Origin of the sequence: Thauera sp. AutoDN2, from assembly GCF_051280715.1 — a bacterium.
Taxonomy (GTDB): Bacteria; Pseudomonadota; Gammaproteobacteria; order Burkholderiales; family Rhodocyclaceae; genus Thauera.
The window spans coordinates 84,084-110,512 of the sequence record NZ_JBNCAR010000007.1 but is presented as its reverse complement, the minus strand read 5'-3'; the positions used below and the strand labels follow the sequence as shown (position 1 = coordinate 110,512).

Sequence of the window (26,429 nt, the reverse complement as noted above, 5' to 3'; positions counted from 1 at the left end):
TCGCGTCCGGAGAACATCATGGATCTGCGCAAGCTGAAGAAACTCATCGACCTCGTCCAGGAGTCGGGCATCGCCGAACTCGAGGTCACCGAAGGCGAGGAAAAAGTCCGTATCGCCAAGCACAGTCCGGCAGCACCGACCACCTATTACGCCCAGCTTCCCGCTTCGGCGCCCGCACCGGCCGCGCTGGTGGCGGGTGACGCGCCGGCCGCCCACGTCAGCAGTGCGCTCCCCAGCGGCCACATCGTCAAGTCACCCATGGTCGGCACCTTCTATCGCGCCAGTTCGCCAGGCGCCAAGCCCTTGGTCGAGATCGGCCAGTCGGTCTCCGAAGGCGACCGACTGTGCATCATCGAGGCGATGAAGCTGATGAACGAAATCGAGGCTGACGCGGCCGGCGTCATCAAGGCCATCCTGGTCGAGAACGGCGAGCCGGTCGAGTACGGCCAGCCCCTGTTCGTCATCGACTGAGCGCACGCACGATGTTCGAGAAGATCCTGATCGCCAACCGCGGAGAGATCGCCCTGCGGATCCTGCGCGCATGCCGCGAGCTCGGCATCAAGACCGTGGCGGTGCACTCGGAGGCGGACACCGACGCCAAGTACGTCCGTCTCGCCGACGAGTCGGTGTGCATCGGCCCACCGCCCTCGCTGCAGAGCTACCTGAATGTGCCGGCCATCATCTCGGCTGCCGAGGTGACCGACGCCGAGGCCATCCACCCCGGCTACGGCTTCCTGTCCGAGAACGCCGACTTCGGCGAACGCGTCGAGCAGTCCGGCTTCGTCTTCATCGGGCCGCGCCCCGAGACCATCCGTCTGATGGGCGACAAGGTTTCAGCCAAGGACGCGATGAAGGCCGCCGGCGTGCCCTGCGTACCCGGCTCCGACGGCGCCCTGCCCGACGACCCGAAAGAGATCGTCAAGATCGCGCGCGCGATCGGCTACCCGGTCATCATCAAGGCGGCCGGCGGCGGCGGCGGTCGCGGCATGCGCGTGGTGCACACCGAAGCCGCCCTGCTCAACGCGGTGACCACCACGCGCACCGAAGCCCAGGCCGCGTTCAACAACCCGGTCGTGTACATGGAGAAGTTCCTCGAGAACCCGCGCCATGTCGAGATCCAGGTACTGGCCGACCAGCACGGCAACGCCGTGTATCTGGGCGAACGCGACTGCTCGATGCAGCGCCGCCACCAGAAGGTCATCGAGGAGGCGCCCGCGCCGGGCATCGACCGCAAGGCAATCGCCGCCGTGGGCGAGCGTTGCGCCGAGGCGTGCCGCAAGATCGGCTACCGTGGCGCCGGCACCTTCGAGTTCCTGTTCGAGAACGGCGAGTTCTACTTCATCGAGATGAACACCCGCGTGCAGGTCGAGCACCCGGTCACCGAACTCATCACCGGCATCGACATCGTGCAGGCGCAGATCCGTATCGCTGCCGGCGAAAAGCTGTGGTTCCGCCAGCGCGACATCGCGTTCCGCGGACACGCCATCGAGTGCCGCATCAACGCCGAGGATCCGTTCAAATTCACGCCCTCGCCGGGGCGCATCACCAACTGGCATACCCCGGGCGGCCCCGGCGTACGCGTGGACTCGCACGTCTATAACGGCTACACGGTGCCGCCGCACTACGACTCGATGATCGGCAAGCTGATCACCTACGGCGACACGCGTGACCAGGCGATCCGGCGCATGCGCATCGCGCTGTCGGAGATGATGGTCGAAGGCATCAAGACCAACGTCCCGCTGCACCAGACGCTGATGCTCGACCCGCGCTTCGTCGAAGGCGGCACCAGCATCCACTATCTCGAGCACAAGCTCGCCGACCGCAACGAAGTCCAGGGCTGACACACGATGTGGATCTCGGTCACCCTGCAGGCCGACGCCGACAAGGCCGAAGCACTCTCCGATGCCTTGATGGAGGCGGGCGCCCTGTCCGTCTCCATCGAGGATGCCGACGCCGGGACCGAGGCCGAGACACCGCAGTTCGGCGAACCCGGCCATCTGCCCACCAGCCTGTGGGCGCACAGCAAGGTGATCGCGCTGTTCGACGGCGACACCGGCGGCGAGACGCTCGCCGCCATGTTGGGCGAGGCGGCGAGCGCAGCGGGCTTCGCGGCCGTGCCGCCGTTCTCGACCGAAACCTTGGCCGAACAGAACTGGGTGCAGCTCACCCAGAGCCAGTTCGACCCGATCCGCATCACCGATCGCATGTGGATCGTGCCCTCGTGGCATGAGGCGCCGGACGCAGATGCAATCAACATCGAGCTCGACCCGGGCATGGCCTTCGGCACCGGTTCGCACCCCACCACCCGGCTGTGCCTGGAATGGCTGTGCGACACCGTTACGCCCGGCTGCAGCGTACTCGACTACGGCTGCGGCTCGGGCATCCTCGGCATCGCGGCGGCACGCCTGGGCGCAGGCGACGTGCTCGGGATCGATATCGACGAGAAGGCGGTCGAGGCTGCGCGGGACAACGCCGAGCGCAACCGGGTACGGCTGCGGCTGCAGCACTCCGCACAGCCCACCGGCGAGACCTTCGAGTGCGTCGTGGCGAACATCCTCACCAACCCGCTGTGCGTACTCGCCCCGGCGATCGCGGCACGCGTCGCACCGGGCGGTCAGGTCGCACTGTCCGGCGTGCTGGAGAGCCAGGCCGAGCAGGTCATCGAGGCCTGGGCGCCATTCATCACCCTGCGGGCCGGCGCCACGCTCGAGGGCTGGGTGAGACTGGAAGGGCGCCGCCCGGGGCCATGATGCTCACGCGCTGCCCTGCCTGCCAGACCGTGTTCCGGCTTCGCCCGGAACAGCTGGACGCACGAGGCGGCGAAGTCCGCTGCGGGCACTGCTTCCATCCCTTCAACGCGCGCGCGCACGCCTTCGAGCCACCCACAGAAGCCAAAAGGGAGGAAGCCCGTGCTGCTGCCAGGCAGCCCCCTCCGCAGGTCCAGACGCAGTCCGCACAGGGCGCGCCGACGGCGCCCGCATCGCTGACGACACTGGATTTCGACATCCCGGGCAGCCCATTCGATGCGGCGCAGGACACGCCGCCCCCAGCGCCCTTCGATGAAGCCGGCCTCGCGCCCCCTGTGACCGAGTTCGAACTCGCTCCACCAGCCCGAACGGAACAGGCTGCGCCGCATTTCCCCGAGGTATTGCGCCATGTACGGCGCGCCACGAACAACGATTCAGACCCAGCGCTCGACGATGCCCTCCGCGGCCGGCCGTCCGCTCAACCGTCGCCGGCAGAAGCACCGCTGCCTGCATTCGACCGCAGCCAGCACCCGATGACCGCGGACAGCACGGGGGCCTTCTCAAGCACACGAGCCATCGCCATCCCGGAGCCTTCCGAGGCCCCCGCCTCCCCCGAGCCCCCCAGTGCGGTCCGGACGGCGTCGATGGCACAGCGCGAAGCGGATCGATCCGAAGCGGATTCCGCAGAACCCGACCTCGCCCGCCTGGATGCCACCTACGGGCGACCGACGCAGGCCCGGAGCCCGCTGGCGAATGCCCTGGGCCGCGTACTGGTGCTGCTGATGGCGATTGGCCTGGGCGCCCAGGCCGTCTACCTGTACCGGACCGACATCGCACGCGAACTTCCCGGCCTGCGCCCGGTGCTGGAGCAGACCTGCGCGCGCATCGGCTGCATCGTTCCCTACCCACGCGACGCAGAGCAGATCGCCATCGAGGCATCCGACCTGCAAGCCGAGCCTGGAAAGCCCGGGTACTACATGCTCCGCGCAACGCTCAACAACCGCGCCCAGTACGCGCAGCAATGGCCCCATCTCGAACTGACGCTGACCGACGCCGGCGACAACCCGATTTCGCGCCGCGTGCTCGCGCCCGCGGAGTGGCTGGCGGAGACTCGCAGCGCGCCGGCCTTCGCCGCACGCAGGCTGGTCGACCTGCGCATCCCCTTCGAAACGACCGGAATCGCCCCCACCGGCTACCGCATCTACGCCTTCTACCCATGAACGGCGCGTAAACGCAGCCGGGGCCCCGCAAGGCCCCGGCCGGATAAGACCACGACGCCATCAGGCGCACGAAGGCGTCAGCGCGACACCCTCGTCGTTCCGCCGTCCCGCAACACGCGCACCCGCTCACCCGCCCGGAAGCGCTCACCTTCATCCGCCTGCACTACAGCGAGAAACTGCCCATTGTCGAGGCGCACCGTCACTTCCACGCCCGGCGTGCGCGTCGCGCCTTCCTCAACCGCCGCGCCCGCGACACCGCCCACGACTGCACCGATCACCGTCGCTACCGCCTGTCCCCGGCCGCCGCCGATCGTGCTGCCCGCGATGCCGCCGACCGCGGCGCCGGCCACCGAGCCCACCGGCGTCTTCGTGCCTTCGAGTTGCACCGCGCGCACGGACTCGATCGTACCGAACTGCACGGTCATGGCACGCCTTGCCTCCGTACGCGAATACGTCCCGCCCCCCAGCCCCTGCGCGCAACCGCCGAGGACCAGGGCCGCCAGCATCGCACCGACTGCCGCCTGCATCTTCATGCCCTTTCGACTCACCATAGCTCCTCCCCGAAGGCCGCGCGGAAGCGGGATCCGATCTCCGTCCGCGTGGGTTGATGATTCTGTCCGCCGCGATGGGCGATCTTGATCGCCCCCATGACCGCTGCCAGACGCGCGCTCTTGACCATGTCCCAGCCGCTGGCAATGCCGTGCAGCAGACCTGCACGATAGGCATCCCCGCAGCCGGTGGGATCGACGACCGCATCGGCCTGCACCGCGGGAACGACATGGCGCTCGCCCCTCCAGTACAGGCGCGACCCTTCGGCACCCAAGGTCACGACCAGCGCCTCGACCTCGCGCGCGAGTTCCTCCTCGCTGCGTCCGGTCTTGTCGCACATCAGGCGGGCCTCGTAGTCATTGACCGTACAGTAGCGCGCCTGTTGCAGGCATTTCAGTAACGCCTCGCTACCGAGGATCGGTAGCGCCTGGCCAGGATCGAACACGAAGGGCACGCCCGCCGCAGCGAATCCGTCGGCGTGGCGCAGCATCCCGTCCGCACCATCGGGCGAGACGATGCCCAGGGTCGCACCCTCTGCCTCGCGAACATCGTTGAGGTGGGAGTGGAACATCGCCCCCGGGTGAAACGCAGTGATCTGGTTGTCGTCGAGATCGGTGGTGATGAAGGCCTGCGCCGTGAAGGTCCCCGGCACCTCGCGCACGAAGTCCTCGCGCAGGCCAAGCGCACGCATGCGCGCACGGTAAGGACCGGCATCTTCACCCACGGTCGCCACGATTCTTGGATCGCTGCCCAGCAACTTCAGGTTGTAGGCGATGTTGCCTGCGCAGCCGCCGAACTCCCTGCGCATGTCGGGCACCAGAAAGGAAACGTTCAGGATATGGATCTGCTCAGGGAGGATGTGGTTCTTGAAGCGGTCATGAAAGACCATGATCGAGTCGTAGGCGACCGATCCACAGACGAGGATGGACATGGGCGGGAGGGCCGAGAGGATCGAAACCGCGATTATACGCAGCCCGCCCCTTGCCGCCCCGCCCCTGCCGCGCTCCCACGCGAACAGCCCATGCCGACGCAGCGGCGCGGAGCCAGCTCGCAGCCGTGCCGCACTCAGTCTCCGTCGGCGAGTGTGGTCCTGAGCTTCTCCGCCATCGCCTCCAGCGCCTCGCGCAGCGGATTCTTCACCGGCCAGGCCAGTTCCATGCCGTCCCCCTCCCAGCGCGGGAGCACATGGATGTGGAAATGGAACATGGTCTGCGCACCCGCCTTCTCGTTGGCCTGGAGCAGGGTCACACCCTGGCAGCCGGTGGCACGCTTGACCACGCGCGCCATGCGCGCGGCGGTGCGAAAAACCGCGCCAGCCAGTTCATCGTCGAGCGCATAGACGTTCGCCCGGTGCGGCTTGACGAGCACAAGCATGTGCCCCGGATTGACCGACTGGATATCCATGATCGCCAGCGTATGCGCATCCTCGTACACCTTCGCGGCAGGCAACTCACCGCGGACGATGCGGCAGAAAACACAGTTCTCGTCGTGATCGCTCACTGTCATGCCCAGGCAACTCCTTGTCGTTCATGGTCGTCACCCCATCGTAACGGGCACGTCAACGCGTCGCAACACAGGCTTTCGAGAATGGTCCGACCCGAACAGGACGGAAGGACACCATGCTCCAGCACATCCAGCCCCGCCAGGAAAGCCCGGCGCGCGCGCCGCGACGCCTGAACGTCAGCCTTGCAAGCTGCGAGACCGAAATCCTCGAGGCCCAGCGGCTGCGCTACCGCGTCTTCTCCGAGGAGATGGGGGCACGCCTGCCGACCCGCACACCCGGCGTCGACCGCGACATCTACGACCCCTTCTGCGAGCATCTCATCGTGCGCGACGAGGCGGCTGGACGCATCGTCGGCACCTACCGCATCCTCTCACCCTCCGCGGCGCGGCGCGTGGGCGGCTACTATTCGGAGAACGAATTCGACCTGACCCGCCTTCAGCATCTGCGCAGCCGTCTGGTCGAGATCGGGCGCTCGTGCATCGACGCGGAGTATCGCAGCGGCGCCGTGATCGCACTGCTGTGGTCCGGACTCGCCCGCTACATGCTGGAGAACGGCTACGACTACCTCATCGGCTGCGCATCGATCGCCATGGGGGACGGCGGCCACCGCGCGGCCAGCCTGTATAATCGGCTCGGCCAGGCGCATATGGCGCCGCTCGAATACCACGTGTTTCCGCGCAATCCGCTGCCGCTCGACAAGCTGCGTGGCGATCTCGAGGTCGACGCGCCCCCGCTCATCAAGGGCTACCTGCGTGCAGGAGCCTGGATCTGCGGCGCGCCCGCCTGGGACCCTGACTTCAACACCGCCGACCTGCCCATCCTGATGCCCGTCGGGCGGTTCGACGAGCGCTATGCGCGCCACTTCATGGGACGCAAGGACTGAAGACACCACTCCGATCTCCTCCCGACCACACGTCCGCGATGACCACGAACGCCTGCACAGCACCTACCCGCTCGCCCGGCGCCATGGGCTCGGGCGAGGATGCGCGAGACCTCCGCGAAGCCTCCCCGAACGGACGGGAGGCCACCACACCTCGCCTGCTTCGCGCCTGGCGCTATACGCACCTCGCTCTGCTCCTTGCCCGGGGCGTGGCGACCGTAGCGCTGCGTTACCCCTTCTGCAGCGCAGCGCGACGCAGAGCGCTGCGCCAGCGCTGGTCGGCACGCATGCTGGAGGTTCTCGGCATCCGCCTCGAGCATCGTGGCTGCCCAATCGCCCCGGGCTGCATGCTGATCGCGAACCACATATCCTGGGTGGATATCTTCGTGATCAACGCACTCGCGCCCGCAGCCTTCGTTTCCAAGGCCGAAGTGCGCGACTGGCCGGTGATCGGCTGGCTCGCCGCCCGCAACGACACCATCTTCCTGCGCCGGGGCAGCCGTGGTCACGCCCGCATCATCAATGCCGAAACCGCGGCGCTGCTCGACACTGGCAACAACGTGGCGATCTTCCCGGAAGGCACGACCACGGACGGCGGCACGCTGCTGCACTTCCATGCGGCGCTGCTGCAGCCGGCAATCGCCTGCGGTCATGCGGTGCAGACGCTGGCCCTGCAGTACCGCACACCCGAGGATCACTTCAGCAGCGCGCCGGCGTATATCGGCGAGATGAGCCTCGGTGCGTGTGTGGCGAACATCGTCGCCCGGCGCAAGACCCTCGCCCGCATCACGGTGGCCGAGCCGATCGCCACCACGGACGGAGCCGATCGCCGCGTCCTTGCCGTCCGCGCGCGCAGCGAGATCGCCGCTGCGATCGGCGTCGAACTGCCCGACTGAGGCCGCTGGAGTGCCGCGCACGAGCGCCTTCAAATCGCCTTGGGACGCCTTCAAACCCGCGCCAGTTCGCTTCTCAGCGCTTCCGGATCAGCCAGGCACCTGGAACACGGCGCCGTCCTCGATGCGCAGGGCAGTGAGTTTGCCACCCCACACACAGCCCGAGTCGAGCGCAATCAGACCCGGCTCGCGATAAAAGCCGAGCGCCGACCAATGGCCGCATACGATGGTGTGTGTCAGGCTTTCCCGCCCGGGCACGCGGAACCACGGCATCATGCCTGGCGGCGCCTTCTGTGGTGCCCCCTTCGCACGCAAATCCATGCGCCCCTCTGCAGAGCAGAAGCGCAGCCGCGTCATCGCATTGACGATCACCCGCAGGCGATCCCATCCGCGCAAGCCGTCCGACCAGCGCTCGGGCTGGTTTCCCGCGAGATTGAGGAGAAACTCCTTTGCCCTCTTCCCCGCAAGCGCCGCCGACACCTCGCCTGCCAGGGCTTCGGCACGCGTCACCGTCCACCCCGGCAACAGACCGGCGTGCACCAGCACGTACTCGCCTTGCACGCGCAGCAACGGCAGGCAGGAAAGCCAGTCGATGAGTTCCTCACGGTCAGGCGCTTCGAGCACCTGGTACAGGGTGTCATCGCCGAGGCTGCGTTTCAGGCCGGCATCGATCATCAGCAGGTAGAGATCGTGATTGCCGAGCACGATGCTTGCGGCATCGCCGAGATCGCGCAGCAGGCGAAGCACGCGCAACGACTCCGGCCCACGGTTGACGAGGTCGCCCACGATCCACAGCCGGTCCCCTGCGGGATCGAACGCGATCCGGTCGAGCATGCGCTCGAGTGGCGCATAGCAGCCCTGGATGTCTCCGATTGCGTAGGTTGCCATCTTTTCCTGTCGCAGCGGCCCGGGGCCAGCCGCGGATCAAGTTCCGATGTGTGGGGGGCCTCCCCCACGCCCAGATCAGACCCGATAGTACTCGCGGTACCAGGCCACGAACCGCCCCACCCCCTCGCGCACGCTGGTCGCCGGCGCGAAGCCGGTCCAGGCGTTGAGCGCGGCGGTGTCGGCGTAGGTCGCGGGCACATCTCCGTCCTGCAGGGGCAGGAAGTTCTTCTCCGCCGTCACCCCCAGTGCCTCCTCGATCGCGGCGATGAACTCCATCAGGTCGACCGGATCATGGTTGCCGATGTTGAACACGCGATAAGGCGCGCTGCCGGTGCCAGGATCGGGCTGCATCGGGTCGAAGGCCGGGTCCGGCTCGGCAACATGATCCAGCGTGCGCAGGACGCCCTCGACGATGTCGTCCACATAGGTGAAGTCGCGCCTCATGCGGCCGTGGTTGAAGACGTCGATCGGGCGGCCTTCGAGCATCGCCTTGGTGAACAGGAAAAGCGCCATGTCCGGCCGACCCCAGGGCCCATACACGGTGAAGAAGCGCAGCCCGGTGGTGGGCAGGCCGTACAGATGACTGTAGGTGTGCGCCATCAGCTCGTTGGCCTTCTTGGTGGCTGCATAGATGCTGACCGGATGGTCGACGCTGTCGCGCTCGGAGAAGGGCATCTTCGTGTTGCCGCCGTAGACGCTGGAGCTCGACGCGTAGACCAGGTGCTGCACCCGTGAATGCCGGCACCCTTCCAGGATGTTCATGAAGCCGACCAGATTGCTGTCCACATAGGCGTGCGGGTTCTGCAGCGAATAGCGCACCCCCGCCTGCGCCGCGAGATGAATCACGCGATCGAAGCGCTCTTCGGCAAAGAGCTTTTCCATGCCGGGGCGGTCAGCCACATCCATCTTGACGAAGCGGAAGCTGGCATGGGGCCGCAGCTTCGCCAGGCGCGCCTCCTTGAGCGTGGGGTCGTAGTAGTCGTTCAGATTGTCGAGTCCCACGACCTCATCGCCGCGGGCAAGAAGGCGCAGGGTGGTGTGCATGCCGATGAAACCGGCGGCACCGGTGACGAGGATCTTCATGAGAATGGGCGTCGCAACGGGAAAGTTGGCAGGGATTATCGCATGCACGCATCCTGTGAGCGCATTGCAGCGAGATTGCAGTCGTCCGGCCCCTGAACGGCGCCGCTGCCTTGCCAACCGGAGATGAAATCTCGGACAGGCGGCGCTTTCGTGTTCAGGGCGCCCACTGCGCAGCTTGCGTATACTGGCGCGCGTCGCGCCCTCTCCCGATCCGATGCTCAAGCGCCTGCCCTATACCCTACTGTGGTTGCTCGCCCTGCCCTTCGTGCTGCTGCGCCTGGCATGGCGCGCGCGGCGACAGCCGGATTACCTGCGCAATCTGGGCGAACGCTTCGCATGCTACCAAATGCGCGCACCGGCCCAGGTGATCTGGGTGCATGCTGTGTCGGTCGGTGAAACCCGTGCCGCGGAGCCCCTCGTGCGCGCGCTGCTCGCACGCTGGCCCGAGCACAGCATCCTGCTCACCCACATGACACCGACCGGCCGCGACACCGGCCGCAGCCTGTTCGGGGACGAGCGGCGCGTGCTGTGCGCCTACCTGCCCTACGACATCGGCTTTCTTGCGCACGCCTTCCTGCGCCACTTCCGTCCAAGCTTCGGCGTGATCATGGAGACCGAGTTGTGGCCCAACCTGCTCGCAGCCTGTCAGCGCCGCCGCATTCCGGTGATGCTCGCGAACGCCCGGCTGTCCGAGCGCTCGGCCCGCCGCTATGCCCGCCTCCCCGCTCTGACCGGCCTGACGCTGAAGGCGCTGGCCGCGGTCGGCGCGCAGACCGCGGCCGACGCCGCCCGGCTGAGCCAGCTGGGCGCACGACAGGTCACCATCACCGGCAACATCAAGTTCGACATCACCCCGCCCGATGCGCTGCTCGAACGCGGACACCGCCTGCGCGCCCGCTCAGGCACACGGCCGGTCGTGCTCGCTGCCAGCACGCGCGAGGGCGAGGAAGCACCCATGCTGGAGGCCTTCCTCCGGCACGCGCCGGCCAACGCGCTGCTACTGCTGGTGCCACGCCATCCACAACGCTTCGACGAGGTGGCGGCGCTGGTCGCAGCCCGTGGAGTCGCGCTGCAGCGGCGCAGCGCAGAAGGTGCCGTCGCAGCAGGCACACGGGTGCTGCTCGGAGACTCGATGGGAGAGATGTTCGCCTACTATGCCGCTGCCGACGTCGCGCTGATCGGCGGCAGCTGGCTGCCCTTCGGCGGTCAGAACCTGATCGAGGCGTGCGCGGCCGGCACTCCGGTGGTGATCGGCCCGCATACCTTCAACTTCCAGGCCGTTGCCGAAGATGCCGTGCGCGCCGGAGCCGCGCTGCGCGCCTCGGACGCAGACGAAGGCATGCGCCAGGCCTCGGCACTGCTCGGGGATAAGCCACGGCGGGAGACGATGGCGACCGCCGGACGGGCGTTCGCCACCACGCACCAAGGCGCGACGGCGCGCACGATTGCCGTTCTGGAGAGTCTGCAGGCCAGCACCCTGCCCTGACCGGGCCAGAGTGACCGGATCAGGGAGCGAGCAGGGCGTTGATCGCCTGCACGTCCTCTTCGCCCAGCGTACCCGCTGCGGCCTTCAGGCGAAGCTGTGCGAGCAGGGTGTCGTAGCGCGCACGCGAAAGCTGCTGCAATGTGTCGGCAAGCTGGGTCTGCGCGTTGAGCACGTCGATGTTGATGCGCACGCCGACCTCGTAGCCAAGCTTGTTGGCGTCGAGCGCCGACATGGACGAAACCCGCGCCGCCTCGAGCGCCTTGACCTGCGCCATGCCGCTGGTCACGCCCAGCCAGGACTGGCGGGCCTGCAGTGCAGCCGTGCGACGGGCATCCTCGAGATCGGCATCGGCCTTCATGCGCAGCGACGCGGCCTCGCGCGACACCGAGGAAACCCGCCCGCCCGCATAGAGCGGCACATTCAGCTGCAGCCCGATCGAAGTCGCCTCGGAGCGGTCGGTGCCCGGCTGCGGACGATTGTTGACGCCATGGCTGGCGACGATATCCACCGTCGGCAAGTGGCCGGCACGCGCACGCTCGACCTCTCGCGCAGCAATCTCGCGCGCGAGTTGCTGGGCCTGCACACCAAAACTGCCGGACTCCGCCGCTGCGACCCAGTCGGCGATGTTCTCGGGTTGCGGACGCTGCAGCGCCACGCCCTCGCGCAGGCCGGCGAGCGGCTCGGGCTGGCTGCCGATGATCTGCGCCAGGCTCTGGCGCGCGACCTCGAGCTGGTTCTGCGCGGCGATCTCCTGCGCCGAGGCGAGATCGAAGCGCGACTGCCCCTCATGCACGTCGGTAATGGTGACCGTACCAACCTCGAAGCTGGTCTTCGCCAGTTCGAGCTGCTCGGCGGCGGCGGTACGCAACTGCGTCACCGCGGCCAACGCATCCTGTGCATTGAGCACGTTGAAATAGGCTTCTGCGACCCGCAGTACGAGATCCTGGCGAGCGATACCGAACTGCGTCTCCGCGAGCGCAGTCTGCAGTTCGCCCTGCTTGTACTGCACCCAGTTCTGCCAGCGGAACAGGGGCTGGGTGAGTTGCACACCGTAGCCGTTGGTATTGTAGGTGTAGTCCCGTCCAGGGCCGGTCGCGGGGGTGATTTCGGAGTCGTTATGGGTCGTATTGGCCGACATCCCGATCTGCGGCAGCAGACCGGCACGCCCCTGCACCACCTTCTCCTGCCCGGCCTCGTACTGCGCGCGTGCTGCGGAGAACTTCGCATCGTTGGCAACCGCGTCCCGATACACCTGCATGAGGTCCGCAGCCGCGGTGCCCCCTGCAAACAGGCCTGCGACAAGAACTGCCAGGATTCGCTTCATCGTGCTCCGCTCCGCTGTTGTGCTGCGCCGCAGTCAATATTGCGGCATGTTCAGATCGACCTCGTTGGCCCAGCCGGCGACGCCGCCAGACAGATTGGCCAGATTGGAGAAGCCCTGGCGCTCGAGGAACATGCACACCTGCCAGCTGCGCCCGCCGTGATGGCAGATCACCACCGTCTCGCGCTCGCGATCGAGCTCCAGGTAGCGCGCCGGCACGCTGCCCATCGGCATCGCCACCGACCCCGGGATCTGACAGATCTGCAGTTCCCAGGCTTCTCGCACGTCGAGCAGCAAGGGTGCAGGCCGGCTTTCATCCTGCAGTCGTTCGGCAAGCTTGCGCGGAGTGATCTGCTGCATGCGTCGCTCAGAAGCTGAACGGGTCGCGCGCCGGGGCGTTACGCAGCACCGGCACCACGGTCTCGAAGATGTCCTCGGTGCGGAAGCGGCCTTCGGCCTCGCAAGTGATCAGGCGGGCCTTCATCACCGGCGCCTCCCCCACAAATGCAAACAGGCGGCCACCGACCTTGAGCTGCTCGAGCAGCGCCTGCGGCACCGAGGACAGTCCACCCGAAACGGCAATCACGTCATAAGGCGCACGCTCGGCGAAGCCATGGATGCCGTCCCCCTGCATGACCACGACGTTGCCCACACCGCTGCGCTCGAGGTTGGCGCTGGCCTGCTTGACCAGCTCCGGCTCGATCTCGATGCTGCGCACCCACTCGGCACGCGCGGCCAGCAGCGCGGCGAAATAGCCCGAACCCGAGCCGATCTCGAGCACCGAATCCGACTTCGCCGGACGCAGGGCCTGCAGCACCTTGCCTTCGATCACCGGCTTCAGCATCACCTGCCCGCAGCCGATCGGAATCTCGACGTCGGCGAAGGCCAGTTCGCGATGTTCGGCAGGCACGAACTCCTCGCGCTTGACCGTCATCAGGAGGTCGAGCACGTCCTGATCCAGCACCTCCCAGGGGCGGATCTGTTGCTCGACCATGTTGAAGCGCGCTTTCTCGAAATTCATCAGGGACTCCCGGCAGAATATTAGCACACGCTAATTGTTAGCGTTACCCGTACAGGCAAACCGCGTCATTCTAGCGCAGAAGCCGCAGCCCCATCCGCGCTGCCACCGCGCTCGACATGCGAAGGCTTTACCCGGAACCACGCGGCGTACAACGCCGGCAGGAAAAGGATGGTGAGCACGGTGGCCACCGTCAGGCCGCCCATGATCGCCACCGCCATCGGACCGAAGAAGGTGCTGCGCGACAGCGGCACCATGGCGAAGATGGCGGCGGCGGCGGTGAGCATGATGGGGCGGAAACGCCGCACCGTGGACTCCACGATCGCATCCCAACGCGTGCGCCCCGCCTCGATGTCCTGACGGATCTGGTCCACCAGGATCACCGAGTTGCGCATGATCATGCCCGACAGAGCGATGGAGCCGAGCATGGCGACGAACCCGAAGGGCTTGTTGAACGCGAGCAGGAAGGCCGTCACGCCGATCAGGCCCAGCGGCGCCGTCAGCACGACCATGAAGGTGAGCGAGAAGCTCTGCAGCTGCAGCATCAGCACCGTGAGCACGACGAGCACGAAGATTGGCATGCCGGCGCCGACCGATGTGGTGCCCTTGGCGCTCTCCTCCACAGAGCCGCCGACATCAAGCCGGTAACCGAGTGGCAAGGCGTCGCGGATGCCCTGCATCTGCCCGGCCAGCTGTCCCACCACGACGGCAGGCTGCGTGCCGCCGTAGAGCGAGGCGCGCACGGTGACGGTGGGGATGCGGTTGCGGCGCCAGATCACGCCCGGCTCGAAGTCGTGTTCCAGACGCGCGATCTGCGCCAGCGGCACACTGCGTCCGCCCGCCACCGGCAAGGCCAGATCGGACAGCTGGGACAGGTGAACGCGCTCGGATTCCGCCCCGCGCAACACCACGCCGATGGTCTCGGTGCCCTCGCGGAACTGGGTCACGGTCATGCCCTGCAGCGAGGTTGCGAGCAGGTTCGAAATGTCCTGGGTGCTCACCCCGAGCAGGCGGGCCTTGTCCTGATCAATGGCCAGGCGCACCACCTTGGACGGCTCTTCCCAGTCCAGATGCACGTTGGACAGGTGAGGATTGCCGCGCATCGCCTCGGCCACGGCGTGCGCCTGACGGCGCAGCTCGCCAAGATCCGGCCCGCTCACCCGGTACTGCACCGGGAAGCCGACCGGCGGCCCGTTCTCGAGCCGGTTGACAATGCCGCGCAAGGGCCAGGGCTCATCCTGGAACAGGCGGATCAGCTTCTCGCGCAACGCCTCCCGCTCGGCCAGCCCGGCGGTCAGGATGACGACCTGCGCGAAACTGGTCTGCGGCAACTGCTGGTCCAGCGGCAGGTAGAAGCGCGGGCTGCCGCTGCCAACCCAGGACACGTAGTTCTCGATACCGTCCTGCTCGCTCAGGAAGGCCTCCAGCCGCAGCACCGCCGCCTCGGTCGCCTGATGCGAGACGCCCTCGGCCATGCGCAGATCGACGAGCAGCTCGGGCCGGGTCGAATCCGGGAAGAACTGCTGCGGCACGAAGCGCCCGAACGCAAACAGCGATGCTGCGAAGATCGCCACCGTGAGCACGATCACCACCCAGCGCAGGCGCACGCAGGCATCGACCAGCCTGCGCAGGCGGTTATAGAAGGCGGTGTGGTAGATCGCAAACTCGTCGTGCTGCTCGTGGGCATGGAGGTCGTGCTCCGCCATGCGGCGCCCGATCGCCGGCCACAACTTGCCGACCAGGCGCGCCAGCCAGGAGGGCTTGCCTGCGCGCTTGCTGAAGTCGGGGAGCAGGTAGTAGCCGAGATAGGGCACGAAGATCACCGCCGCGATCCACGAAACCAGCAGCGCGGTCACCGTGACCTGGAAGATCGAGCGGGTGAACTCGCCCACCGATGAGGCAGCCAGCGCCACCGGCAGGAAGCCCGCCGCCGTCACCAGTGTGCCCGAGAGCATCGGCATCGCGGTCGAGGTCCAGGCGTAGCTCGCCGCCCTCACCCGGCCCCAGCCCTGCTCCATCTTGCTCGCCATCATCTCGACCGCGATGATGGCGTCGTCCACCAACAGGCCAAGCGCGATGATCAGCGCGCCGAGGGAGATCTTGTGCAGGCCGATGTCCAATAGGTGCATGAACATGAACGTGATCGCCAGCACCACCGGAATGATCACCAGCACCACCACCCCGGTGCGGAAGCCGAGCGACAGCAGGCTCACTGCCATGACGATGATCACCGCTTCGGCCAGCACCTTGACGAACTCGTTCACCGCCCGCGTGACCGCGCGTGGCTGATCGGCGACACGTTCGAGCCGGATGCCCGCCGGCAACTGGGCGTCGATCTTCTCCACCGCCTCGTCGAGGTGACGACCGAGCGCCACGATGTCACCGCCACTGCGCATCGACACGCCGATACCGAGCGCCTCCTGCCCCATGTAGCGCAGCCGCTCGCCCGGCGGGTCGGCGTACCCGCGCCGCACCTCCGCGACATCACCGAGCCGGAAGCTGCGCCCGGCGGCACGGATCACCGTATCGCGGATCGCGTCGAGATCCTCGAACTGGCCCGAGGGGCGCAGCCAGACGCGCTCCTCATCCGTCTCGAAGAAACCCGCACCCGTCTCCGCGTTCTGCTGGGCAAGCGCGCCCACGATGTCGTCCAGGCGCAGGCCGAAGGTCGCGAGCTTGGCATTGGAGATCTCGACGAACACGCGCTGCGGCTGCTCGGCGAAGAAGCTCACCTTGGCAACGTCCTTCACCCGCAGCAGCTCGCTGCGGATCGCATCGGCGTGGCGCTTCAGCTCCGCATGGCTGACGTCCTCTCCGACCAGCGCGAAGAGGTTGCCATAGGTATCACCGAACTCGTCGTTGAAGAAGGGCCCGCGCACGCCTGCTGGGAAAGTGCCGGCAATGTCGCCGATCTTCTTGCGCACCTGGTACCAGATGTCGGGCACGTCGCGCGAAAGGGTCGCGTCCTTGACGATGAAGAACACCATCGTCTCGCCCGGCTTGGAGTAGCTGCGGATGACGTCGGCCTGTGCGATTTCCTGCAGCTTCTTCTCGATCCTGTCGGTGACCTGCTCGGCCATTTCGAGCGCACTCGCCCCGGGCCACTCGGCGCGGATCACCATCACCTTGAAGGTGAACGGAGGGTCCTCGGACTGGCCCAGGCGGGCATAGGAAAACAGCCCGAGCAGGGTCGACACGATGAGGAAATACAGCACCAGAGCGCGGTGCTTGAGCCCCCACTCGGAGAGATTGAAGCGCCCGCTCCCGATCGGGCTGGGCTCGGGCAGGCTCATCGTGCAACGTCCAGCAGCACGGGCGCGCCCTCTTCCACTGCGCGCACCTGCTCGCCCTCGACCAGGGTATGCACGCCGGCCACCACCACCCTCGCCCGTGACGGCAAGCCGCCGCGAACCAGGGCGCCATCCTCGCGCCAGGCCGCAACCTCGACCGCATGCGGCGCCAGCCTGCCGTCGGTATCAACCAGCCATACGGTGGCCGCAGCATCGTCCAGCCGGGTGAGCGCTGCCAGCGGCAGCAGCAACGCATCGCCCGCCTCGGGCATGGCAAACCGCACCCCTGCCGTAGCCCCCAGCGGCAAGCCTGCATCGGCCTCAGCCAGCGCCACGCGCACCGCAAAGGTCCGGGTTGAGGCATCGGCCGCCGGCGCGATCTCGCGCACCTGTGCCGCATACTCGCGCTCGGGAGCCGCCCAGGCCCGCACCACCGCGGGCATGCCCTGGCGCAACGCGCCGGCGCGCCCCTCTGGCACATGGATGAGCACCTCACGCGCTTCCGGGCGGGCGAGACGGAACACCGGCTGCCCCGCGCCCACCACCTGCCCCGGCTCGGCCAGTACGGCCGTGATCACCCCGGCCGCGGGGGCCTCCAGGCGGGTATAGCCAGCCTGGTTGGCCGCGCCCTCGGCCTGCGCCCGCAACTGCCGCAAGCGCGCCTCGGCGGCCTGCAGCGCCGTGCGGCGCGCATCCAGCGCCGCGGGCGAAACGAACTTGCGCGCGGCCAACTCCTGCGCCCGCGCGTATTCGGCCCACGCCAGCGCCAGATCCGCCTCCGCAGCCATCGCCGCAGCGCCCGCGGCATCGGCCGCAAGGCGCGCATCCTCGGGATCGAGCAGCGCAAGCGTCGCACCTGCTGCCACCTCCGACCCCACATCGACCCTGCGCTCGACGAGCTTGCCACCGATCCGGAAGCCGACGTCGACCTCGATGCGCGCACGCACCTCGCCTGCATAGTGCTGGATAGCCTGCGGCGCCGCGGCGCCGTCTACGGTGCGCACCATGACGGCGCGGAGCGGCGGCGTTTCGGGTGCGGGCGCAGAGCAGGCGGCAAGCAAGCAGCAGCCGCCCAGAAAAATCGGGGCAAGACGGGAGCGCATCGGGGATCGATCTCTATGCAAGGCAGGCATGCCGCATGGGCACCGCGGCCGGCCTGCGCGACGAAGCGGCGTTAGTGTAACGCCGCAAAGGCCCGTTCAGCGCGACTCGAGCACGAGGCGGCCGTTATCCGGCTGGATCGGACGGCCGTTGCGCGGATAGAGTCGCGCAAAAACGTCGAGCTGGGCGTCAGAGATCCGCACCGGCGTCTTCATTACCACCCACAGCACGTCCTCCGTGCACGGCGGCGTGGGCAACGAGCCCGTGTAGAGGAAGTGCCCGGGGTCCTGCGGCACCATCGTCGCCAGGTCGATCACCGCCTCGGGCGTGAACGCACGCCCGCGGTCCAGCGGCAGGTTGGCCCACAAGGTGCGAAACAGGGGGTGCTCCTCCCCCCCAGCGGACAGCAGCACCGAGAGGATCATCTGCCGCCCGTCGGCGCTGCGATGCTCGAGATAGGCCGCCATGTCGTGCGCCATGCCACCGACCCGGTCCTGCGAGGGGCGATGCAGCGTGAAGCGCTCAAGCTCATAGCGCACGCCACGCACGATCACGCCCATGCCGTTGCCAACATCCACCTGCAGCAGGTTTCCGGTGTCGCGGATGCGGAACCCGCTGCGATGGTAGTGGAACCTGACCGGCTCCAGATCCACCGCAAGCCCGTCACGCAGGTCGATCGGCGACTGCCGCCTGCCCTCTTCGCAGACGCGCCACTCGGGCCGCAAGCGCCCCCAGTGCTCGGGCCCGGTCTCGCCTGCATAGCTCCAACCCGGCTGGCCTTCGCCCACCGCGCTAAGACGGATGGCCTGCCGCGCGAGCAGGTCGGCGATCGCATCCTGCTCTGCCGGGACGGCCGCTGCATCTCGACGCACCGCCGGCGAGCGCGGCGCCGCCAGGGCCACGTCGCGCGCACGCGCGCTGAGCGCCGGACTACCCTGACGGGACACAGCCACGGCCTTGCGCGCAGGCGCAGAAGGGGCACCTGCCGGGGGCGGCGCGGACGGCTTGCGGGTTTCGGCCGGCGAGGCCACTGAAACCCCCGTCACCGGACCCGATTCCTTCGAAGGAGTGGCCACCTGCGGCTGGGGACGGACCGCCTGCGTGGCCGGAGGCTCGGGTGGCCGTTCCGCTTTGGCTGCGAGCGTGGGGATCGGGGGGAGGATGGATGTGCGCGGAGCACTGTCGGCAGCTGCGCCCTGCCCCCCGGGCAGGAACTTGGCAGGAATCTCCACATGGGTTTCGAAGGCAGGCACCACCTCGCCTCCGTCCGTCGGCACGGCTGCGGTTTTCAAGGCGGCCGGCGGGGTCTCGGGCGCCGCTGCGATGCTGCCTGCACGCTCGCGCCCCGCAGCGCCCGCCCCTTCCGCGACCGACGGCTTCGCTTGCGCGGGCGCTGCAGGCTTTGCCACAGGCGCCACGGCCGTGGCGGACCCGTCCTGCCGGGCGGCAGCGGCGCTTGCAGCCTCGCTGGCGAGCTTCTGCAGGTCGGCTGCGGAGGGCGGCTCGCAAACCTCGCGCCACATGCGCTCATCGACCGAACCGCGCGCGACCTCCAGGAAAGTCTGGTCCGCAACCGACTCCTCGCGCACGATGTTGTCGAAGGCATCGACATACACGCGCTTGATGGTGGTGAAGCTGCGCTTACGACAGTCGTAGCGATTCAGGGCCTTGATCATCGCGTACCCCGAGGCGCGCGCCTCTTCGGTAGTCAGCACCACCCGTCCCCAGGAAATCTTCGTGCCCCCATCCGAGGTCAGGATGCTGCCACGGTCGATCTCGACGCGGCGATTGCGGTCGCTCAGCACGAGTTGCCAGTCGGCAGCCTGCACGGCTCCGGCAGCCTGGGCGAGCAGCAATGCGGCAAGGATCGAGCGGAAAGGTCTCATCGTCGTAGGCGGATGCGGAATGTTCATCATGCTAATCGACCTTTTCCACAAAATCTTGAGCACCTTGCCACGCCCGGGAGCATCCAGTATCGTCCCAGCTCTCGTTAGGGGTGCCCGCCGCGCACGGGCTGAGAAACACCCTTGGAACCTGATCCGGCTCGCACCGGCGTAGGGAAACGTAATTCATGAGCTCGTCCGCAACATCCGCTGCCACCGGCAGCGCGTCGTCCGCTTCTTCCTCCGTCCCACCGCGCATCCCCAACGTCGTCTCCATCGCCGGGGTTGATCCAAGTGGCGGCGCTGGCGTATTCGCCGACCTCAAGACCTTCTCCGCGCTCGGCGCCTACGGCTGCGGCGTGGTTGCCGCCCTCACGGCGCAGAACACGCAGGCGGTCACCGGCGTGCATGTACCGCCCACCGATTTCCTGCGCCTGCAGATCGACACCCTGTTCGCCGACGTCGCAATCCACGCCACCAAGATCGGCATGCTCGGCAGTGCGGAGGTCACCGCCACGGTGGCCGACCGCCTCGCGCACTGGAAGGCCGCCCGCGTGGTGCTCGACCCCGTCATGGTGGCCAAGAGCGGCGACAGCCTGCTGGCGAAGAGCGCAATCTCGGCGCTGCGCGAGGCGCTCTTCCCGCAGGCCTTCCTGATCACCCCCAACCTGCCCGAGGCCGGCGTGCTGCTCGAGCAGCGCGCGCCCGACACGGTCAAGGAGATGTACCGCGCCGCCGAGCGCCTGCGCGAGCTGCTGCCGCTGTCCTCCGAGCGCTGGGTGTTGCTGAAGGGCGGCCACCTGCCCGGCGACGACCTGGTCGACCTACTCTTCGACGGCGACCGTATGGTCGAACTGCCGGCGCAGCGCATCGACACCAAGAACACGCACGGCACCGGCTGCACGCTCAGCTCGGCGATCGCTGCACTGCTGCCGCAGGCCGAGGGCCAGTTCCGTCCCGTCGAAGCCGCGGTGCGCCATGCACGCCAATGGTTGCTCGGTGCGATCGCGCATGCGGGCGAGCTGGCGGTCGGCAGCGGCCATGGACCGGTGCATCATTTCCACGCACTGTGGAAGCGGTGAGCGCATCCACCGCCGGCGCCTGCCCGCCGGCATGCATCCCAGGCAGCACATAACCAACGCTCCCCCCTCCCCAGGAGACCGCATGAACGCCAACGAGAAATTCATCGCCGCCAAGGCCCATGTCGACGAGGCCGCGATCGCCCCGCTACCCAACTCGCGCAAGATCTACGTCGAGGGCTCACGCCCCGACATCCGCGTGCCGATGCGCGAGATCTCGCAGGCCGACACCCCGGCCTCCTTCGGCGCCGAGCAGAACCCGCCGATCTTCGTCTATGACTGTTCGGGCCCCTACTCCGACCCGGCCGCGAAGATCGACATCCGCTCCGGCCTGCCCGCGCTGCGCCAGCAGTGGATCGAGGAGCGTGCCGACACCGAGCTGCTGCCCGATCTTTCGTCCGAATTCGGGCGCCAGCGCGCCGCCGACAAGAGCCTGGACGAGTTGCGCTTCCCCGGCCTGCATCGCAAGCCGCGCCGCGCCAAGGCGGGGGCCAATCTCAGTGGCAATGTCACGCAGATGCACTACGCCCGCCGCGGCATCATCACCCCCGAGATGGAATACGTCGCCATCCGCGAGAACCTCAACCGCGAGCAGTACATCGCCTCGCTGCGTGCCAGCGGCGGCCTCAAGGGCCAGAAGATGGCCGAAATGATGCTGCGCCAGCACCCGGGCCAGAACTTCGGCGCCAGCCTGCCGGCGACGATCACCCCCGAGTTCGTGCGCGACGAGATCGCCCGCGGCCGCGCCATCATCCCGAACAACATCAACCACCCCGAGTCCGAGCCGATGATCATCGGCCGCAACTTCCTCACCAAGATCAACGCCAACATCGGCAACTCGGCGGTCACCTCCAGCATCGCCGAAGAGGTCGACAAGATGACCTGGTCGATCCGCTGGGGCGGCGACACGGTGATGGATCTCTCCACCGGCAAGAACATCCACGAGACCCGCGAGTGGATCATCCGCAACAGCCCGGTGCCGATCGGCACGGTGCCGATCTACCAGGCCCTGGAGAAGGTCAACGGCAAGGCCGAAGACCTCACCTGGGAGATCTTCCGCGACACCCTGATCGAGCAGGCCGAGCAGGGCGTGGACTACTTCACCATCCACGCCGGCGTGCTGCTGCGCTACGTGCCGCTGACCGCCAACCGCATGACCGGCATCGTCAGCCGCGGCGGCTCGATCATGGCCAAGTGGTGCCTGGCGCATCACAAGGAGAGTTTCCTCTACACCCACTTCGAGGACATCTGCGAGATCATGAAGGCCTACGACGTGGCCTTCAGCCTCGGCGACGGCCTGCGCCCGGGCTCGATCTACGATGCCAACGACGAGGCGCAGCTGGGCGAGCTCAAGACCCTGGGCGAGCTCACCGAGCTCGCCTGGCGCCACGACGTGCAGGTCATGATCGAGGGCCCCGGCCACGTGCCGCTGCAGCTCATCAAGGAGAACATGGATCTGCAGCTCGAGTGGTGCAAGGAAGCGCCCTTCTACACCCTGGGCCCGCTCACTACCGACATCGCCCCGGGCTACGACCACATCACCAGCGGCATCGGCGCGGCCACCATCGGCTGGTACGGCACCGCGATGCTGTGCTACGTGACGCCCAAGGAGCACCTGGGCCTGCCCAACAAGCAGGACGTCAAGGAAGGCATCATCACCTACAAGCTCGCCGCGCATGCCGCCGACCTCGCCAAGGGCCACCCCGGCGCGCAGATCCGCGACAACGCCTTGAGCAAGGCGCGCTTCGAGTTCCGCTGGGAGGACCAGTTCAACCTCGGCCTCGACCCCGACAAGGCGAAGGAATTCCACGACGAGACCCTGCCCAAGGACTCGGCCAAGGTGGCGCACTTCTGCTCGATGTGCGGCCCGCACTTCTGCTCGATGAAGATCACCCAGGACGTGCGCGACTTCGCCGCCCAGCAGGGCATCGACGAGGCCGAGGCGCTCAAGAAGGGCATGGAGGAGAAGTCGATCGAGTTCGTGAAGAGCGGGGCCGAGGTGTATCGCAACGTGTGATGCCGCTCGCCGCCGTTTGAGCATCGACGGCCCGCAACATGCGGCCCGTCGGGTTTTGCCGTGCATCAAGCGCCAGCATCTGCATCCGGCGTGTAAACTGACGGGTTTTCCGCTCGCGCCCGCCTCGGGCCTGCCCTTCGCCGATGACCCCGCTCGACCGTTTCACCCAGGATGATCTGATCGCCCAGCTCGGCATGGAAACCGTGGCCAAGGGGCTGGGCTACCTGAGCCGGGTGAGTGCGCTTTCGGCCGAGGGCGGCGAGGTGTCGGCGCTGGTGAAGGGCCGGCAGCGCACGCCTTACAACGTGTATGCGAACGTCCTCGAGGAAGCCGGGCGCCCCGCGCTCACCAGCACATGCACCTGTCCGATGGGCTACGACTGCAAGCACGTGGCGGCAATGATGCTGGTGTGGCTGCACCAGCGCGGCCGCCCCGAGCGCCCGCGGGAGCAGGTGCGGGCCTGGGTCGAAGGCTTTCGCCAGGCGGCCCGCGCGCTGGGCCCCGGAGGCACGGACACGACCAGGACGAACAAGACGCTGCACGCGCTGCACTACGTCATCGAGCCCGATGCCTACAGCAGCGACTACCGCGTCCTCTGCTACAAGGTGCGCCTCGACCAGCAGGGACAGATCCGCCAGCACGAGCGCTGGAGCAACATCGAGCGCGCGCTGCAGGCTCCGCCCGCCTTCGTCGCGGAGGACGACCATGAGGTTCTGCGCCTGCTGTGGGCACACCGTCCGCGCGGCCGCCCGATGCTCAATGAAGGTGTGATGCTGGACGGCAAGCACAGCGCCGAGCTGATGGCGGCCTTGCTCGCCAGCGGTCGCGCACACTACGACCGCCTCGCTGGCCCGGTACTGAACGCGGGCGAGCCGCGCCCGGGCACACCCGACTGGACGCTCACCGCCGACGGCCTGCGCGCCCCAACGCTCAAGATCGAGCCCGCTGCCGACCACGTCCTGCCACTGCTGCCACTCTGGTACGTGGACGTCGCCACGGCAAGCGCCGGCCCGGTCACGCTCGAAGTGCCTGCCGAACTGGTGCAGCGCATGCTGTGGCTGCCGCCGCTGACTCAGGCTGAATCCGAGCTGGTCGCCGAAACGCTTGCCGACGTAGCCCCTGCCCTGCCCGTACCGACCCTGCGCGGCGAGCCGCCAATCGAGCTCGGCGGTGTGCCGGTGCCGGTGCTGCGCCTGGAATCGCGCCCGGTGCTCCAGGTGCGCTATCGCAGCTACGCCGCCTACGGTACCTATGTGCTCGATCTCGCGCTGCTCGCTTTCCGCTACGGGCCGTTGACGGTGGAAGCAGGCGACGCCAGCCTCTTCCACCCCTTGCCCGACGGCCGCAGCGCCCGCCTCACTCGCGACGAGGCCGCCGAGCGCACCGCCGCACAGCGGCTTGCGGCGGCCGGTTTCACCCGCATTCCGCCCGGCGCGGTGCAGGCCAGCTTCGGCCCCCTGCCGGCCGATGCACTCGGCCTGGCAAGCGAGGCGGAATGGTCGACCTTCATGGCCGGCGCCGTGCCGACGCTGCGCGCAGAAGGCTGGGAGATCGCGTTCCCAGCCGACTTCCGCCACAACGCCATCGACATCGACGCACTGATGCTCGACATCGACGAGCACGAGGACGGCTGGCTGGGCCTGTCGCCCGGCATCGAGGTGGACGGCAAATCCCTGCCGCTTGCACCGCTGCTCGCCGGCCTGTTCGCCCACGACCCACGCTGGCTCTCAGGCAGGCTGGACGACATCGACGACCACGAGGCGCTGATCCTCGAGGACGAGACGCTCGGCCGCCTGCGCATCCGCGCCGGGCGGGTAAAGCCGCTGGTGCGCGCGCTGGTCGACCTCTTCGACCGGCCAGACCACGACTGGCGGCTCTCGAAGCTCGATGCCACACGCCTGGCCGACCTCGACCTGCCCGGCCGCGGCCACGATCTGGTTTCCAGGCTCACCAGCCGCCTGCGCGACGCCGCGGGCATCGAGGCGGTGAATCCGCCGAAAGGCTTCCGCGCCGAACTGCGCCCCTACCAGCTCGAGGGCCTGGCTTGGCTGCAGCACCTGGTGCGCCACGACCTCGCCGGCATCCTTGCCGACGACATGGGCCTGGGCAAGACCGCACAGACGCTCGCCCACCTGCTCACCGAGAAGCACGCCGGCCGACTCGACGCACCCGCACTGGTGATCCTGCCGACCTCGCTGGTGTTCAACTGGCAGGCCGAAGCCGAGCGCTTCGCCCCAGAGCTGAACGTGCTGAACCTGCACGGCGCCGACCGCCACGCACGCTTCGACGAACTGGACGCGGACGGCAAGGACAGCGAGAAGATCGACATCGCGCTCACCACCTACCCGCTGCTGTGGCGCGACGCCGAGCAGTTGCAGGCGCGCGAGTGGAGCCTGCTGATCCTCGACGAGGCACAAACGGTGAAGAACGCCGCCAGCAAGGGCGCGCAAGTCATCCGCCAGCTCAAGGCCCGCCATCGCCTGGGCCTCACCGGCACGCCGCTGGAGAATCACCTCGGCGAACTGTGGGCGCAGTTCGACTTCCTGCTGCCGGGTTTCCTCGGCACGCACAAGCAGTTCACCCAGACCTGGCGCACGCCGATCGAAAAGCACGGCGACACCGTGCGCCGCGACCTGCTCGCCGCCCGCCTGCGCCCGTTCATCCTGCGCCGGCGCAAGGAAGACGTCGCCACGGAGCTTCCGCCCAAGACCATCATCGTGCGCAGCGTGGGCCTGGAGGGCGGCCAGCGCGACCTGTACGAGACGGTACGCGCAGCCATGGACGAGAAGGTGCGCGCCGAGATTACGGGCAAGGGCTTTGCGCGCAGCCAGATCGTGATCCTCGATGCGCTACTGAAGTTGCGCCAGGTGTGCTGCGACCCGCGCCTCCTCAAGTCCCCCGCCGCCGCACGCGTCAAGGAGCGGGCCAAGCTCGACCTGCTGATGGACATGCTGCCCGAACTGATCGACGAGGGCCGACGCATTCTGGTGTTCTCGCAGTTCACCACCATGCTGAGCCTGATCGCCACCGAGCTCGACAAGGCGAAGATCGGCTGGGTCGCACTGACCGGGGACACCCGCGACCGCCGCATTCCGGTCGAAGACTTCCAGAAGGGCCGCGTGCCGGTGTTCCTGATCAGCCTAAAGGCGGGCGGCGTGGGACTCAACCTGACCGCCGCCGACACCGTGATCCACTACGATCCGTGGTGGAATCCGGCGGCGGAAAACCAGGCCACCGACCGCGCCCATCGCATCGGACAGGACAAACCGGTGTTCGTGTTCAAGCTGGTGTGCGCGGGCAGCATCGAGGAGAAGATCCTCGCCCTGCAGGAGAAGAAGGCCGCGCTGGCCGAGGGCGTGCTCTCGGAGGATGCGAATGCGCTGGCAAAGTTCGGCGAGTCGGATATCGCCGCCCTGCTTGCGCCGCTGCCAGCCCCGGCCCGCTGACAGGGCGCGTGCTGTCCGATCATG

21 protein-coding genes and 1 riboswitch are annotated in these 26,429 nt (G+C 67.8%); of the genes, 10 read left to right on the top strand and 11 right to left on the bottom strand.

The window, feature by feature from the left end:
* Positions 1-18 precede the first annotated feature (18 nt).
* From accB to ACPT9U_RS06460, 4 genes are read left to right on the top strand one after another with little or no spacing between them, the layout of a single operon-like run.
* The gene (accB, locus tag ACPT9U_RS06475; protein WP_435750279.1) at positions 19-471 is read left to right on the top strand and encodes an acetyl-CoA carboxylase biotin carboxyl carrier protein; all 453 of its coding nucleotides are present in this window, start codon (positions 19-21) and stop codon (positions 469-471) included.
* Between the two features lie 11 nt (positions 472-482).
* Positions 483-1,841, top strand: coding sequence for an acetyl-CoA carboxylase biotin carboxylase subunit (accC, locus tag ACPT9U_RS06470; RefSeq protein ID WP_435750278.1), 1,359 nt, complete (start codon positions 483-485; stop codon positions 1,839-1,841).
* A gap of 6 nt (positions 1,842-1,847) precedes the next feature.
* Entirely contained in the window at positions 1,848-2,750 is a 903-nt protein-coding gene (prmA, locus tag ACPT9U_RS06465) for a 50S ribosomal protein L11 methyltransferase (protein ID WP_435750277.1), read from the top strand.
* On the top strand, positions 2,747-3,967 hold the full coding sequence (locus ACPT9U_RS06460) for a DUF3426 domain-containing protein (RefSeq protein ID WP_435750276.1): 1,221 nt from the start codon (positions 2,747-2,749) through the stop codon (positions 3,965-3,967). The genes prmA and ACPT9U_RS06460 overlap by 4 nt, the downstream gene beginning before the upstream one ends.
* Before the next feature lie 77 nt (positions 3,968-4,044).
* Here the strand turns inward: ACPT9U_RS06460 and ACPT9U_RS06455 are convergent, their stop codons facing one another.
* From ACPT9U_RS06455 to ACPT9U_RS06445, 3 genes are all read right to left on the bottom strand, one after another.
* The gene (locus ACPT9U_RS06455; protein WP_418364238.1) at positions 4,045-4,518 is read right to left on the bottom strand and encodes a glycine zipper 2TM domain-containing protein; all 474 of its coding nucleotides are present in this window, start codon (positions 4,516-4,518) and stop codon (positions 4,045-4,047) included.
* The gene (locus tag ACPT9U_RS06450; RefSeq protein WP_435750274.1) at positions 4,512-5,447 is read right to left on the bottom strand and encodes a carbohydrate kinase family protein; all 936 of its coding nucleotides are present in this window, start codon (positions 5,445-5,447) and stop codon (positions 4,512-4,514) included. Before ACPT9U_RS06450 ends, ACPT9U_RS06455 begins: the two co-directional genes overlap by 7 nt.
* 134 nt (positions 5,448-5,581) lie before the next feature.
* A complete protein-coding gene (locus ACPT9U_RS06445; protein ID WP_435750273.1) occupies positions 5,582-6,022 on the bottom strand; it encodes an HIT family protein in 441 nt (146 codons plus the stop codon).
* 113 nt (positions 6,023-6,135) lie between these two features.
* Here ACPT9U_RS06445 and ACPT9U_RS06440 point away from each other — a divergent pair, with 113 nt between their 5' ends.
* Complete coding sequence (locus tag ACPT9U_RS06440; RefSeq protein ID WP_418364268.1) at positions 6,136-6,903, top strand: GNAT family N-acetyltransferase; 768 nt, start codon at positions 6,136-6,138, stop codon at positions 6,901-6,903.
* 38 nt (positions 6,904-6,941) lie between these two features.
* The gene (locus tag ACPT9U_RS06435; protein ID WP_435750272.1) at positions 6,942-7,796 is read left to right on the top strand and encodes a lysophospholipid acyltransferase family protein; all 855 of its coding nucleotides are present in this window, start codon (positions 6,942-6,944) and stop codon (positions 7,794-7,796) included.
* A gap of 87 nt (positions 7,797-7,883) precedes the next feature.
* On the opposite strand, the gene ACPT9U_RS06430 is transcribed toward ACPT9U_RS06435, so the two are convergent.
* Both ACPT9U_RS06430 and ACPT9U_RS06425 read right to left on the bottom strand, forming a co-directional pair.
* A complete protein-coding gene (locus tag ACPT9U_RS06430; protein ID WP_435750271.1) occupies positions 7,884-8,681 on the bottom strand; it encodes a symmetrical bis(5'-nucleosyl)-tetraphosphatase in 798 nt (265 codons plus the stop codon).
* 75 nt (positions 8,682-8,756) lie between these two features.
* Positions 8,757-9,764: an NAD-dependent epimerase gene (locus ACPT9U_RS06425; protein ID WP_418364271.1), complete on the bottom strand. Its 1,008-nt coding sequence runs from the start codon at positions 9,762-9,764 to the stop codon at positions 8,757-8,759.
* Between the two features lie 214 nt (positions 9,765-9,978).
* Here ACPT9U_RS06425 and waaA point away from each other — a divergent pair, with 214 nt between their 5' ends.
* On the top strand, positions 9,979-11,250 hold the full coding sequence (gene waaA / locus ACPT9U_RS06420) for a lipid IV(A) 3-deoxy-D-manno-octulosonic acid transferase (protein WP_435750270.1): 1,272 nt from the start codon (positions 9,979-9,981) through the stop codon (positions 11,248-11,250).
* A gap of 19 nt (positions 11,251-11,269) precedes the next feature.
* Here the strand turns inward: waaA and ACPT9U_RS06415 are convergent, their stop codons facing one another.
* The 6 genes from ACPT9U_RS06415 to ACPT9U_RS06390 all read right to left on the bottom strand — a co-directional run bounded on the left by ACPT9U_RS06415 (position 11,270) and on the right by ACPT9U_RS06390 (position 19,866).
* The gene (locus ACPT9U_RS06415; protein ID WP_418364273.1) at positions 11,270-12,574 is read right to left on the bottom strand and encodes a TolC family outer membrane protein; all 1,305 of its coding nucleotides are present in this window, start codon (positions 12,572-12,574) and stop codon (positions 11,270-11,272) included.
* 33 nt (positions 12,575-12,607) lie between these two features.
* Positions 12,608-12,931, bottom strand: a complete 324-nt coding sequence (locus tag ACPT9U_RS06410; RefSeq protein ID WP_435750269.1) for a rhodanese-like domain-containing protein — start codon at positions 12,929-12,931, stop codon at positions 12,608-12,610.
* A 7-nt stretch (positions 12,932-12,938) separates the two neighbouring features.
* The gene (locus ACPT9U_RS06405; protein ID WP_418364275.1) at positions 12,939-13,592 is read right to left on the bottom strand and encodes a protein-L-isoaspartate O-methyltransferase family protein; all 654 of its coding nucleotides are present in this window, start codon (positions 13,590-13,592) and stop codon (positions 12,939-12,941) included.
* Positions 13,593-13,657: 65 nt separating this feature from the next.
* Positions 13,658-16,882 (bottom strand): efflux RND transporter permease subunit, encoded by a 3,225-nt coding sequence (locus ACPT9U_RS06400; RefSeq protein ID WP_418364276.1) that lies wholly within the window; start codon positions 16,880-16,882, stop codon positions 13,658-13,660.
* Positions 16,879-17,886, bottom strand: a complete 1,008-nt coding sequence (locus tag ACPT9U_RS06395; protein WP_418364277.1) for an efflux RND transporter periplasmic adaptor subunit — start codon at positions 17,884-17,886, stop codon at positions 16,879-16,881. Before ACPT9U_RS06395 ends, ACPT9U_RS06400 begins: the two co-directional genes overlap by 4 nt.
* 192 nt (positions 17,887-18,078) lie before the next feature.
* Positions 18,079-19,866: a surface-adhesin E family protein gene (locus ACPT9U_RS06390; protein WP_435750268.1), complete on the bottom strand. Its 1,788-nt coding sequence runs from the start codon at positions 19,864-19,866 to the stop codon at positions 18,079-18,081.
* A 96-nt stretch (positions 19,867-19,962) separates the two neighbouring features.
* A riboswitch (TPP riboswitch) is annotated at positions 19,963-20,058 on the top strand.
* Between ACPT9U_RS06390 and thiD the strand changes: the two genes are divergently transcribed.
* From thiD to ACPT9U_RS06375, 3 genes are all read left to right on the top strand, one after another.
* Positions 20,052-20,945, top strand: coding sequence for a bifunctional hydroxymethylpyrimidine kinase/phosphomethylpyrimidine kinase (thiD, locus tag ACPT9U_RS06385; protein WP_435750267.1), 894 nt, complete (start codon positions 20,052-20,054; stop codon positions 20,943-20,945). Its footprint overlaps the riboswitch before it by 7 nt.
* Positions 20,946-21,027: 82 nt before the next feature.
* Positions 21,028-22,959 (top strand): phosphomethylpyrimidine synthase ThiC, encoded by a 1,932-nt coding sequence (thiC, locus tag ACPT9U_RS06380; RefSeq protein ID WP_418364280.1) that lies wholly within the window; start codon positions 21,028-21,030, stop codon positions 22,957-22,959.
* Between the two features lie 143 nt (positions 22,960-23,102).
* Entirely contained in the window at positions 23,103-26,405 is a 3,303-nt protein-coding gene (locus ACPT9U_RS06375) for an SNF2-related protein (protein WP_435750266.1), read from the top strand.
* The last annotated feature ends 24 nt before the right edge of the window (positions 26,406-26,429 follow it).

What these genes read in the sequence shown, in the direction of transcription:
- accB (WP_435750279.1), top strand. Translation starts at nt 19, where the DNA reads ATGGATCTGCGCAAGCTGAAGAAACTCATCGACCTCGTCCAGGAGTCG.
- accC (WP_435750278.1), top strand. Translation starts at nt 483, where the DNA reads ATGTTCGAGAAGATCCTGATCGCCAACCGCGGAGAGATCGCCCTGCGG.
- prmA (WP_435750277.1), top strand. Translation starts at nt 1,848, where the DNA reads ATGTGGATCTCGGTCACCCTGCAGGCCGACGCCGACAAGGCCGAAGCA.
- ACPT9U_RS06460 (WP_435750276.1), top strand. Translation starts at nt 2,747, where the DNA reads ATGATGCTCACGCGCTGCCCTGCCTGCCAGACCGTGTTCCGGCTTCGC.
- ACPT9U_RS06455 (WP_418364238.1), bottom strand. Translation starts at nt 4,518, where the DNA reads ATGGTGAGTCGAAAGGGCATGAAGATGCAGGCGGCAGTCGGTGCGATG.
- ACPT9U_RS06450 (WP_435750274.1), bottom strand. Translation starts at nt 5,447, where the DNA reads ATGTCCATCCTCGTCTGTGGATCGGTCGCCTACGACTCGATCATGGTC.
- ACPT9U_RS06445 (WP_435750273.1), bottom strand. Translation starts at nt 6,022, where the DNA reads ATGACAGTGAGCGATCACGACGAGAACTGTGTTTTCTGCCGCATCGTC.
- ACPT9U_RS06440 (WP_418364268.1), top strand. Translation starts at nt 6,136, where the DNA reads ATGCTCCAGCACATCCAGCCCCGCCAGGAAAGCCCGGCGCGCGCGCCG.
- ACPT9U_RS06435 (WP_435750272.1), top strand. Translation starts at nt 6,942, where the DNA reads ATGACCACGAACGCCTGCACAGCACCTACCCGCTCGCCCGGCGCCATG.
- ACPT9U_RS06430 (WP_435750271.1), bottom strand. Translation starts at nt 8,681, where the DNA reads ATGGCAACCTACGCAATCGGAGACATCCAGGGCTGCTATGCGCCACTC.
- ACPT9U_RS06425 (WP_418364271.1), bottom strand. Translation starts at nt 9,764, where the DNA reads ATGAAGATCCTCGTCACCGGTGCCGCCGGTTTCATCGGCATGCACACC.
- waaA (WP_435750270.1), top strand. Translation starts at nt 9,979, where the DNA reads ATGCTCAAGCGCCTGCCCTATACCCTACTGTGGTTGCTCGCCCTGCCC.
- ACPT9U_RS06415 (WP_418364273.1), bottom strand. Translation starts at nt 12,574, where the DNA reads ATGAAGCGAATCCTGGCAGTTCTTGTCGCAGGCCTGTTTGCAGGGGGC.
- ACPT9U_RS06410 (WP_435750269.1), bottom strand. Translation starts at nt 12,931, where the DNA reads ATGCAGCAGATCACTCCGCGCAAGCTTGCCGAACGACTGCAGGATGAA.
- ACPT9U_RS06405 (WP_418364275.1), bottom strand. Translation starts at nt 13,592, where the DNA reads ATGAATTTCGAGAAAGCGCGCTTCAACATGGTCGAGCAACAGATCCGC.
- ACPT9U_RS06400 (WP_418364276.1), bottom strand. Translation starts at nt 16,882, where the DNA reads ATGAGCCTGCCCGAGCCCAGCCCGATCGGGAGCGGGCGCTTCAATCTC.
- ACPT9U_RS06395 (WP_418364277.1), bottom strand. Translation starts at nt 17,886, where the DNA reads ATGGTGCGCACCGTAGACGGCGCCGCGGCGCCGCAGGCTATCCAGCAC.
- ACPT9U_RS06390 (WP_435750268.1), bottom strand. Translation starts at nt 19,866, where the DNA reads ATGAGACCTTTCCGCTCGATCCTTGCCGCATTGCTGCTCGCCCAGGCT.
- thiD (WP_435750267.1), top strand. Translation starts at nt 20,052, where the DNA reads ATGAGCTCGTCCGCAACATCCGCTGCCACCGGCAGCGCGTCGTCCGCT.
- thiC (WP_418364280.1), top strand. Translation starts at nt 21,028, where the DNA reads ATGAACGCCAACGAGAAATTCATCGCCGCCAAGGCCCATGTCGACGAG.
- ACPT9U_RS06375 (WP_435750266.1), top strand. Translation starts at nt 23,103, where the DNA reads ATGACCCCGCTCGACCGTTTCACCCAGGATGATCTGATCGCCCAGCTC.